Source organism: Methylobacterium segetis (assembly GCF_004348265.1).
GTDB classification, from domain to species: domain Bacteria; phylum Pseudomonadota; class Alphaproteobacteria; order Rhizobiales; family Beijerinckiaceae; genus Methylobacterium; species Methylobacterium segetis.
On the sequence record NZ_SMNT01000133.1, the window covers coordinates 1 to 10,933 of the forward strand.

8 protein-coding genes and 1 pseudogene are annotated in these 10,933 nt (G+C 71.9%); 4 read left to right on the forward strand and 5 right to left on the reverse strand.

Going from position 1 to position 10,933, the window contains the following annotated elements; genetic code table 11:
- Positions 1 to 86: 86 nt before the first annotated feature.
- Positions 87 to 299: a hypothetical protein gene (locus E1J50_RS23695; RefSeq protein WP_132254856.1), complete on the reverse strand. Its 213-nt coding sequence runs from the start codon at positions 297 to 299 to the stop codon at positions 87 to 89.
- Positions 300 to 747: 448 nt separating this feature from the next.
- Here E1J50_RS23695 and E1J50_RS23700 point away from each other — a divergent pair, with 448 nt between their 5' ends.
- On the forward strand, positions 748 to 2,448 hold the full coding sequence (locus E1J50_RS23700; RefSeq protein ID WP_132256299.1) for a type I secretion system permease/ATPase: 1,701 nt from the start codon (positions 748 to 750) through the stop codon (positions 2,446 to 2,448).
- Positions 2,449 to 2,473: 25 nt separating this feature from the next.
- Positions 2,474 to 3,826, forward strand: coding sequence for an HlyD family type I secretion periplasmic adaptor subunit (locus tag E1J50_RS23705; protein WP_132256301.1), 1,353 nt, complete (start codon positions 2,474 to 2,476; stop codon positions 3,824 to 3,826).
- Between the two features lie 10 nt (positions 3,827 to 3,836).
- On the opposite strand, the gene E1J50_RS23710 is transcribed toward E1J50_RS23705, so the two are convergent.
- The 3 genes from E1J50_RS23710 to E1J50_RS23720 are packed head-to-tail and all read right to left on the reverse strand — an operon-like array spanning position 3,837 to position 7,679.
- Positions 3,837 to 4,982, reverse strand: coding sequence for an adenylate/guanylate cyclase domain-containing protein (locus E1J50_RS23710; RefSeq protein WP_245516720.1), 1,146 nt, complete (start codon positions 4,980 to 4,982; stop codon positions 3,837 to 3,839).
- 16 nt (positions 4,983 to 4,998) lie between these two features.
- Entirely contained in the window at positions 4,999 to 5,370 is a 372-nt protein-coding gene (locus E1J50_RS23715; RefSeq protein ID WP_132256306.1) for a response regulator, read from the reverse strand.
- On the reverse strand, positions 5,367 to 7,679 hold the full coding sequence (locus E1J50_RS23720; protein ID WP_165937957.1) for an ATP-binding protein: 2,313 nt from the start codon (positions 7,677 to 7,679) through the stop codon (positions 5,367 to 5,369). The genes E1J50_RS23715 and E1J50_RS23720 overlap by 4 nt, the downstream gene beginning before the upstream one ends.
- Before the next feature lie 206 nt (positions 7,680 to 7,885).
- On the opposite strand from E1J50_RS23720, the gene E1J50_RS23725 reads away from it, so the two are divergent.
- Positions 7,886 to 8,581: a Crp/Fnr family transcriptional regulator gene (locus E1J50_RS23725; protein WP_132256311.1), complete on the forward strand. Its 696-nt coding sequence runs from the start codon at positions 7,886 to 7,888 to the stop codon at positions 8,579 to 8,581.
- Between the two features lie 19 nt (positions 8,582 to 8,600).
- Here E1J50_RS23725 and E1J50_RS23730 read toward each other — a convergent pair whose 3' ends face one another.
- Entirely contained in the window at positions 8,601 to 10,322 is a 1,722-nt protein-coding gene (locus E1J50_RS23730) for an SUMF1/EgtB/PvdO family nonheme iron enzyme (protein WP_165937958.1), read from the reverse strand.
- Between the two features lie 366 nt (positions 10,323 to 10,688).
- Between E1J50_RS23730 and E1J50_RS23735 the strand changes: the two are divergent.
- A pseudogene (locus E1J50_RS23735) lies at positions 10,689 to 10,933 on the forward strand (hypothetical protein); the annotation flags it as partial.

The following is a 10,933-nucleotide window of genomic DNA, read 5'->3' on the forward strand; positions in this document are numbered from 1 at the left end:
CGGGAGAGGAGGGGGAGGAAGCGTGCGGTTCCGGCGCGACGGGCATCGCCCGGACCCGGGCATCGGACGGGTCGTCCCGTCCGCGCTCAGTTCAGGTAGGTCTGGATCCAGGTCGGGGAGAGCAACTCGCCCTCGTCTGTCACGATCCAGGGCTCGACGCCGGGTGCGGACAAGCTCTCGGCGGCAGCGGCGATGGCATCGCGCAGGCTGCCGAAGCGCTTCGGGCGGCCCGCGGCCGGGGTCGGCGCGACGTGCCAGATCCTCAGGTCGGCGGGGCGGTCGAGGGCCTCGATCTCCATGCTGGCCTCCCGTCGTTCAGGGCCGCCCCGAGGCGGCGTTGGCGCGGCTGCGCTCGGCGAGCCGGAGGTCGAGTTCGCGCAGGATCTGAGCCTTGGCGCGGAGGGCGTGGGAGCGTCGCATGGCATCCTCCCGGAGGGTTCGACGGGTGCCCGCGCTAGCGGCGGGCGGGCTGGGTGCGGATCGCGGCGGGCCGCGGCAGCGAGGCGCGCACCGGGATCGCGATGGTGGCGTAGGTGCCGGTGCGGGGATCGAGGACGACGAGGGTCATGGGAGCCTCCTGCTGCTGTGTCCCCAGTCTCGCGCCGTTCAGGGGCGCCGACTGTGAGGCGCATCACGCAGGGCCGGCCGCCCTCTCTGCGGGGACCGAGCGTGATCCGCGTCAGGGAAGGCGGCGCCCGGAGGTCTACCAAGGACGCCTGTCCCGACTTGCCCAAGGGAGCGTCCACGATGAAGCCCCTCTCCCCCGACGTCTCCGCCGCGCTCACCGGCTGCCGCCCGGCCCTGGCGAGCCTCGCCGTCGTCAGCGGCCTCGTGAACGTGCTCTACCTGACGGGCTCGTTCTTCATGCTGGAGGTCTACGACCGCGTCATCCCGAGCCGGTTCGTCCCCTCGCTCGTCGCGCTGCTCCTGCTGGCGCTGATCCTCTACAGCTTCCAGGGCGCACTCGAATCGCTGCGCGGGCGGATGCTGACCCGGATCAGCGCGGTCATCGACGAGGCGCTGAGCCCGCGGGTCTTCCAGTACGTCGTGCGCTCGCCGCTCACGGGCGCAGCGCCGGGCGAGAGCTTCCTGCCCCTGCGCGACCTCGACCAGGTGCGCGGCTTCCTCTCGGGGTCCGGGCCGACGGCCCTGTGCGACCTGCCCTTCATGCCGCTCTACTTCGCGGTCTGCTTCCTCTTCCATCCCCTCGTCGGCCTCGCCCTGGCCGGCGGCTCGGTCCTCCTCATCCTCATCAACGTCACGACGGACCGCCTGACCCGGGGTCCGTCGAAGGCCGCGAGCGAGCACGCGCGGGGCCGCAACCTCGTCGCGATGGGCATGCAGGGCCATTTCTCCACCCGCTGGGAGGAGGCGAACCAGAGCTACATCCTGTCCCAGCAGCGAGTCACGGACGTGGCGGGGCTCCTCAGCGCCGCCTCGAAGGTCACGCGCATGGCCCTGCAATCGGGCGTGCTGGCCCTCGGCGCCTGGCTCGTGATCAACGGCGAGGGCTCGCCCGGCATCATCATCGCCTCATCGATCCTCCTGGGCCGTGCGCCCGCTCCCCTCGATTCGATGATCGCGAACTGGAAGGGCGTCGTCGCCACCCATCAGGCCTGGGGCCGGATGACCGCGCTGCTCGCCAACGTCCCTGAGGAGCGCCGCAGCTCCGTCCTCGGCGCGCCCTCGCGGCAGCTCAGGGCCGACACGGTCTGCGTGGCGCCCCCGGGCGGGGGCCGGCTCACCGTGAAGGAGGTCAGCTTCGCCCTGCGGGCGGGCCAGGCGGTCGGCGTGATCGGGCCGAACGGCTCGGGCAAGTCGACGCTGTCCCGCGCGCTCGTCGGCGTGCTGCCGACGGTTCGCGGCGCGGTGCGCCTCGACGGCACCCCGATCAGCCAGTGGGCGAGCGCCGATCTCGGCCGCCACGTCGGCTACCTGCCGCAGGACGTGGCGCTGTTCGCCGGCACGATCGCCCAGAACATCGCCCGCTTCGAGCCGGACGCGCGCGGCGCCGACATCGTGGCGGCCGCTCGGGAAGCAGGCATCCACGAGCTCGTGACGAACCTGCCGGAGGGCTACGAGACGGTGCTCGGCGAAGGGGGGCTCGGCCTCTCCGGCGGACAGCGCCAGCGGATCGGGCTCGCCCGCGCCCTCTACGGCGCGCCCTTCCTCGTCGTGCTCGACGAGCCGAACGCGAACCTCGACGCCGAGGGCGAGGCGGCCCTGACCCGGGCGATCCGCAGCGTGCGCGAGCGGGGCGGCGTCGTGGTGGTGGTGGCGCATCGCTCGAGCGCGCTCGAAGCCGTCGACCTGCTGCTCGCCCTGGAGGACGGCCGCTCCGTCGCCTTCGGTCCGAAGGAGGCCGTGCTGCGCCATACCGGCCATCTGCCGAAGGCACCCACCCCCGCCAACGAGACGTCCGCCCGCCCGGCCCGGGCCTCGGCCTGACCCCTGCCCCGAAGGAGAGCGACCGATGCCCACCACCCTGACCCTGACCGGCCCCGCCCGCACCCCGGCGCGCCCCGCCGCCAACGCCGCCCGCGCCGCGATCCGCCGGCAGGTCCGCGCAGCCGCCTTCCTCGTCACCGCCCTCGTCGGCGGCGTGGGCGGCTGGGCCTGCCTGACCGTGATCGGAGGCGCGGTGATCACGTCGGGCCAACTCGTCGTCGACAGCGACGTCAAGAAGGTTCAGCACCCGGTCGGCGGCATCGTCGGCGAGCTGCGGGTGCGGGAGGGCGACCGCGTCAAGGCCGGCGACATCCTGATCCGGCTCGACGAGACGCAGGCCCGATCCAGCCTCGACATCGTCCTGAGAGCCCTCGACAGGCTCGCCGCCCGCCGCGCCCGCGAGGAGGCCGAGCGCGACGGCGACATGGCGATCAGCTTCACCTCCGACCTTCAGGCCCGCGCCGCCTCCGACCCGGCGGTGGCGACGCTCATCGACAGCGAGACGCGCCTGTTCCTCGCCCGCGCGAAGGCCCGCAACGGCCAGAAGAGCCAGCTTCGCGAGCGCCTCGCCCAGCTGGGCGAGGAGATCGCCGGGCTGACGGAGCAGATCACGGCGAAGACGAAGGAGATCGCCGCGGTCACGATGGAGCTGAAGGGCATCCGCGAGCTCTGGCAGAAGAACCTCGTCCAGATCTCGCGCCTGACGAATCTGGAGCGCGAGGCGGCGCGCCTCGAGGGCGACCGCGGCAAGCTGCTCGCCTCGGTGGCGCAGGCGCGCGGCAAGGGCAACGAGATCGAGCTGCAGGTCCTGCAGGTCGATCAGGACATGCGCAACGAGGTGTCTAAGGACCTCACCGACATTCGCGCCAAGTGGTCCGAATACGAGGAGAAGCAGACGGCAGCCCTCGACCTCCTGCGCCGCACGGATCTGCGCGCGCCGCAGGACGGCATCGTCCACCAGATGACGGTGCACACGGTGGGCGGCCTCGTCACGCCGAGCGAGCCCGCGATGCTGATCGTGCCCGAGGCCGACGAACTCACCGTCGAGGTGAAGATCCAGCCGAAGGACATCGACAACGTGCGGATCGGCCAGCCGGCGCGCCTGCGCTTCTCCGCGCTCAACCAGTACACGACGCCCGAGATCGAGGGCAGCGTCAGCCGGCTCGCGGCCGACGTGGCGCAGGACCAGAAGACCGGTCTGTCCTTCTACAAGGCGCGCATCCGGGTCGACGAGGCGCAGCGCAAGCGCCTCGGCGAGGTCCAGCTCATCCCCGGCATGCCGGTGGAGGCCTTCCTCCAGACCGGCGAGCGGACGGTGTTCTCCTACCTGACGAAGCCCTTCGTCGACCACATCTCGAAGGCGTGGCGGGAGACGTGAGGCGGACGCCTCAGCCCGCCGCCGCCTCTCGCCAGCCGAGGAGGCCGAAGGCCGTCACAGGGCGGTGGAAGCCCTTCAGGGCGAGAGGGCCGAGGCACTCGGTCTCGGCGACGGTCTCGGTCAGGGCCTGCAGGCGCTGGCTGAGGAGGATCTGGCCCGGAAGCGCCTCGTCGCAGAGGCGAGAGGCGAGGTTGGTGACGCTGCCGAGCGCCCCGTACTCGCGCCGCCCCTCGAAGCCGAACTGACCGAGCGTGGCGTAGCCCGTGGCGATGCCGATGCCGAAGCCGATCTCGTAGCCGCGCCGATGCCAGGCTTCCGAGAGGCGCCCGAGGGTCTGGCGCAGGTCGAGCGCCATCCGGAGCGCGCGGTGCGGGTGGTCGGGGCAGGGCACGGGATCGTTGAAGTAGACCATGATCCCGTCGCCCGCGAAATGCTCCAGCGTGCCCTCGTGCCGGACGATGCAGGCCCCGACGACCGATTGGTAGGCGCGCAGAACCTCCAGCGCGTCCTCGGGCGCCGCCGTGTCCGTGAAGGCCGTGAAGCCGCGCAGATCGCAGAACACCACCGTGATCTCGCGCCGGTGGGTCTCCAGAAGCGTCGCCTCGGTGCCCGACGCGGCGACGAGATCGGCGATCTGTGGCGAGAGGAACCGGCGCAGACGCCCGATCCGCTCGATCTCCGCCACCTGCTCGGCGATGCGGGTCTCGAGGTCCGCGTTGCTGCGAGCGAGCGCCGCCCGTTGGAATTCCAGTTCCTCGGCCTGGCGCCGCACGGTGTCGGTGAGGGCCTTGAGGCGCAGCATCGCGCGCACCCGCGCCATCAGGGCGGCGTGCTCGTAGGGCTTGGCGAGGTAGTCGTCGCCGCCCGCGTCGAGCCCCGCCACCACGTCGCGGGTCTCGGCGCGGGCGGTCAGCAGGATCACGGGAACGAAGCGCAGCCGCTCGTCCTCCTTGAGGATGCGCAGGACGTCGATGCCGCTGAGCTTCGGCATCATCACGTCGAGGAGGATCAGGTCCGGCACCGTCTCGCGGGCGCGGGCAAGGCCCGCCTCGCCGTCCTCCGCGGTGACGACCGCGTAGCCCGCCGCCTCCAGGCGGATGCGCAGGATCTCCAGGTTCTCCGGCGCGTCGTCGACGGCGAGGATGCGGGCGCTCACGGGCTCTCCCCCGGGGTCACGCATCCTGCAGGATCTCGCGCACGAGCGCGAGGATCTTGCGGGGGCTGAAGGGCTTGGCGACGTAGCCGTCGCAGCCGGCGTCGAGCGCCTTACCCTCGTCGCCGGAGAGCGCGTAGGAGGTCACCGCCACCACGGGGATGTGGCGCGTCGCCGGGTCGGCCTTGAGCCGGCGCGTCGCCTCGTAGCCGTCGAGCACCGGCAGCTGGATGTCCATCAGGACGAGATCGGGCCGCTCCTTGAGGGCGAGGGCCACGCCGCTGCCGCCGTCCGTCGCCTCCAGGAGGTCGTAGCCGGCCACCGTGAGGAGGTCGCGCAGGATGCGGCGGTTGTCCTCGGTGTCCTCGACGATGAGGATGCGCTTCGTCATGCGGCCTGCCTCTCCTCGCTGGCGCGAACCGGCAGATGGACCCGGAAGACGGCGCCGCGGCCGGGTTCCGACTCGACGTCGATGCGCCCGCCATGCAGCAGGACGAGCTTGCGGGCGATGGAGAGACCGAGGCCGGTGCCGCCCTGCTTGCGCGTGCTGGAACTGTCGATCTGCTGGAATTCGTCGAAGATGCGGCCCTGATCGGCGGCCGCGATGCCGGGGCCGGTATCGGTGACGCTCACCGTGAACCACCCGCCCGCGGCCTTGGCGGCGACGCGGACTTCGCCCGATTCGGTGAACTTGATGGCGTTGCCGACGAGGTTCATGAGGACCTGAGTCAGGCGCCGCTCGTCACCCTGGCCAACGGGCAGGCCCTCCGCGACCTCGGTCGTCAGCGCGAGGTTCTTGGCGTGAGCGAGGGAGGCGGCCGCCGCGACGACCTGCTCGATCATCGCCGGCATCGAGTAATCCTGCATGCTGAGGGTGAGGGAGCCGGCCTCGATCTTGGTGAAGTCGAGCACGTCGTTGATGAGGCTCAGGAGGTGCCGGCCGTTGATCTGGATCCGCTCCAGCGCGTCGAGCGCCTTGTCGCTCAAGGGTCCGTAGAGGCCGTCGACGAGAAGCTCCGAGTAGCCGAGCACGGCATTGAGCGGCGTGCGCAGCTCGTGGCTCATGTTGGCGAAGAAATGCGTCTTGTGCCGGTCGGCCGCGGCGAGCTCGCGGTTCTTGGCGTCGACCTCCTGGAACAGCCGGGCGTTGCGGATCGCGAGCGCCGCTTGGTGAGCGAAGCTCTGCATCACGTCCGGTGAGGCCGGTGGGCCGGGCTCGGCTCGGAGCACGAGGACGAGGCCGAGGGCCCCCTCGGCATCCGAGAGCGGCAGGGCGAGGCCTGACGAGAGGCCGGCTTCGCGCATCGCCGCGCGGCCCGGGAACCACGCGGCCTCGGAGAGGTCGGGAATGGCCAGCGGGCCGCGCGTGGCGGCGTCCGAACCCGGCATGGCAGCCAGCGCGAGTTCGGCGACCGCCGCCCGCGCCGCGTCGGGGACGCCCTGAGCGGCGGCGAGGCCGTCAACACCGCCGGCCTCGTCCCGAAGATAGACGAGGATCGTCCGCGCGCCCGTGAGGGCGGAGGCGCGGGCGGCGATGGCGGCCGTCACGGCGTCGAGGTCCAGCGACCCGACGATCGCCCGCCCCGTCTCCTCCAGCGCCCGCAGCTCGCTGACCGAGCGCGCGAGGTCTCGGGTGCGCTTCTCGATCTCGACCTCGAGCCGCCCGTAGGAGCCGGACAGCTCGTCCGCCATGCGGTTGAAGCTGTCGGCGAGCGCCTCGAACTCGTCGCCGGTCCGGATCGCGATGCGGTGGTCGAACCGGTTCGCTGCGAGATGCTCGGCACCCGCGTGGAGCGCCCGGATCGGCACGACCATGCGGCGGGCCAGCACGAGGCTCGCGCAGATCGCCACCACGAGGCCGAAGGCGAAGAGCCAGGCAAGGCGGAGCAGGAGTTCGCGGATCGGCGCGAGCGCCTCCGGCAGGGGCTGCTCCACCACGATCCCTGCGGGCAGGGCCGCGACGGGCCTGAGAGTCCGCAGCACCGCCCGCCCGTCGGGGCTCCGGCCGAACCCGCCGGCCTCCGCCCCGGCCGCCTCCGCACGCGCAACCTCCGCGCCGACCGCGACGGGGCTCGCCGCCGTGCGCCCGAGGACCCGGCCATCCGTGTCGACGAGGTAGGCGTAGCTCCCGCTGCCGGGCGTGGCGGCGGGAAGGGCGTCGGCGAGCGGCTCGAGGCCGACCTCGGCGACGGTGACGGCCTGTTCTGGCCAGGCATGGGAGACGACGAGCGCGGCGAGCGACCTTCCGTCCCGGAATACGGGCTTCGCGAAGCCGGGTCGCGTCGGCAACGGCTCGCCGGCCGCCGCGCCGCCGGGTCGGCCGGAGCGAACCTGCACGCGGCCCGAGGCGTCGATGAAGGCCAGTGTCAGAACGCCCGGAGCCTGCTGCAGCAGGAGCTCGTAATCGTCCCGGTGCTGCTGCAGCGTGACGGCGCTCGCCCGCGTCACCCAGCTGACCTGCCGCTCGATCTCGCCGAGGGCCGCCTCGACCGATCGCTCTGCCTCCTGCGCGTACTCGCCCTGCGCGCGTGCCACGGACCGCACCGTCTCGCGGTAGAGGATCCAGGTCTCGACCCCGGCATTGATCGAGAGCACGAGGGCGACGAGGCTGACGAGGGTCAGCACGTATTTCCGGAACAGGCTGCGATGCCACGGCAGACGGTCGGGAAATCTCGCTGAGAGGCGGGCGCGCAGGCTCATGCGGAGGCCTCGTCGGAGCGGCGCGGCAAGCCGGGTGCGCGCGCGCCTCTCATGTCCTCCTCCGCCCGGTACCGGCCATCGCGCCGTCCCACGACTGTCGGCCTCGGCGGTCCGCCCGAAAAATAACATTCGTGAAGGAGGGGAGGGCATCCCGTTCCTAGGCTCGGCCGCCGGGAATCGCCCGGATCCCCGCGGGGCGGACCGCCATGAGCAAGGGTGCGGATTTCGGGGTGCTGCTGCGCCTCAACCCGCTCTTCGCGGATCTCGGGCCCGAGATCGCGGCCACGCTCGCCGCCATGAGCACAACGCGCTCGCTGCGGGCGGGTGACGTGCTGTTCCGCGAGCACGATCCGGGCGACGCGCTCTACGGCATCCGCCGGGGCGAGGTGCGGATCGAGACCGGCACCGCTTCGGGCAAGCGGATCGTGCTCAACACCCTCGGCTCCGGCGACGTGTTCGGCGAGATCGCGCTCCTCGACGGGCGGCCCCGCACGGCGGACGCGGTCGCGGTGGAGGCGACCGACCTCTTCGTCCTGCGCCGGGCCGACCTCCTCGCCTATCTCGGCCGGGAGCCCGGCATCGCGATCAAGCTCATCGAACTCCTCTGCGCCCGGGTCCGATACATCGCGGGCCAGATGAACGAGATGACGGTGCTGCCACTCTCGACCCGGCTCGCCCGACGCCTGACGGTGCTGGCGGCGGATTTCGGCAGCGAGATCCAGATCTCGCAGGAGCAGCTCGGCGCCTATGTGGGCAGCACCCGCGAGAGCGTGAACCGCCAACTCCAGGCGTGGCGCCGGGCTGGTCATCTCGACCTCCGGCGCGGCCGCATCATGCTGCGCGACAAGGCGGCGCTCTCGCGCGAGGCCGCCCTCCTCGACGAGGACGAGGAGGGCTGGTGAGGGGCGGGGCCGCCCGCGCTCACGGCAGGGCGCGCACCACGCGGAAGCCGTTCGCGTAGTAGCGGACGTCCGCGTCGTAGCGGAACCGGGCGCTCGGCTTCACGTAGGACGCGGAACTGTCGAAGGAACCGCCGCGCAGGACGCGCTGGCCGCAGCCGCCGCGCAGCCACGCGCTCCCGTCGGCAGGGGCGTTCCGGTAATCGTCGTTCCAGCAATCCTCGACCCATTCGGCCGCGTTTCCGGCCATGTCGAACAGGCCGAACCCGTTCGGCGCGAAGCGGGCCGCGTCGAGGAGCTGCTCGTCCTGGCCGGGGCGGCACTCGCGGCAATTCGCCTTGCCGGCGCCGACCTGCGCCCCCCAGGCATAGGCGGTGCGGGCGCCGCCGCGGGCGGCGTATTCCCATTCCGCTTCGCTCGGCAGGCGGTAGCCCTGGCGCGTCCGGCCCGAGAGCCAGCCGACATAGTCCTTGGCGTCGTACCAGCTCACGTTCGTGATCGGCCGGGCGCCGGAGCCCCCCGGGGGCGGCCGGTACTTGCAGGCGCCGCCCTCGACGCACTGGTTCCACTGGTCGACCGTGATCTCGGTCGCCGACATCGCGAAGGGCTTGGTGATCGTGACCTTGTGGACCGGTCGGTCGAAGGGGGTGGAGGCGGAGCCCATCTCGAAGCTGCCCGCCGGCACCACGACCATCTCGGGGCAGTCGCCGCAATCCCGCAGGGTCTCGCCCCGCTGCGGGGCTGCCTTCGCGGGCCCGGCGGGCGGCGAGATCGCCGCCGTCGCCTGGGCTGGGGCTGGCGCGGGGGCGGCGGCGGGAGGCGGCGGGGGCACGGGTGCGGCCGCCGCCGGAGGCGGGAGGGCCGGAGCGGGCTGGGGGGCGGGGGCGGGTGGGGGCGCGGCGGCCGGAGGGGCGTTCAGGGCCGTCGTCCGGGCGCGCGGGACCCGCACGGGCGCAAGATCCGGCTGGGATGCGGCCCCCGCGCTCGGCTTAGCGACATGGAATTCCTCGATCAGGGACGAGGACACCCAGGGCACCTGTTCGGTGTTCGAGGCCCGCGACACACCCATTCGCGTGTGTGCGAAGGCCTCCTCGGCGCTGAGGTTCGGGGTGCGCAGTTCCTTCACGAGCTCGCCCATGAACAGGCTCGGCTCGGCGGTCGGCTCGCGCACCAGCTTGCCGGGCGGGGCGGCGAGCAGGACGAGAGTGCCCTCCGGCGTATCGACGGGGGCGAGCCCCGCCCAGGAGGCGCGGAAACGGCGCTCGTAGGGGTTTTCCCGGGCCGCATCGACGACGGCGATCTTCACCCGGGCGCCGCGCCGGTTCATCTCGGCCAGCACGCCGTCGAGGCTGATCCCGTCCTTGCGCACCTCCGTCTCGGACCAGACCTGCGCGTTGACGGGCAAGAGGAAGGTCTGCCGGTTCACCTGAATGCCGTAGCCGCCGAAATAGAGGAAGGCGGCGGAGCCGGCGTTGATCTTGCCGTAGAAGCCGTCGAGGACGGACTGCATGTCCTCGCGGGTGACGTTCTCCCGCAAGTCCACGTCGAATTCGTGCCGCCGCAATTCGTCGGCCAGCAGACGCGCGTCCCGGCCGATCGCGGCGAGCGGCGCCTTCGCGTCGGGGTAGCGCGCATTCGCGATGAGGAGCGCGAAACGGCGCCCGGCCCCGATCGTCGCCTGCGCGCAGGCCGGCAGCGGGACGAGCGGGAGGACGATGGCGGCCAGGCACGCGAGAAGCAGCACGCCGCGTCCCGCCCGGCCAGCGCCACGCAATCGCCGGATCTGACCGGAAGGGCTGCTGCGCATCATCAGATCCTGCCGGACGCGTCTGTCGCGGAAAAGTAAATCGCGCATCGGCGTCAATCCAAAATCATGAGCTTGACCGATCTCGACTACTGTCCGGTATAGCACGCGAGCGCCAAAGCAAACCGTAGCCGTTGCAAATCATTGTGGCATGTATTCTCTTGGTCATTGACCGCACGCTGCATCTTTCGGGCTAGCGAATCACCTTTTTAGAGGCGCTCTAGCTCGTTTTTGCGGGTCGGCGGCGGGCAGGAGATCGTGCGCCTATTCGGCTGCGGTGACGCGATGCCTGACGGGAGGGCGACGATGGGCGGCGCAACGGCCTCGACCCACCGGGTTCGAGCGTACCGAACCTGGATCTGCCGGCTCGGCGCGCTCGTCGCGCTGACGCAGGCGGTAGCCGCGCAGCCGGCCCAGGGCGACAGGAAGGGGGGGCCGACGCCCTCCGCGCCCGGTGCGGCCGTCTACTTCATCGACATCAAGGACGGCAGCATCCTGCCCCGCAAGCCGATGATCCGGTTCGGGCTGCGCAACATGGGCGTCGCCCCGGC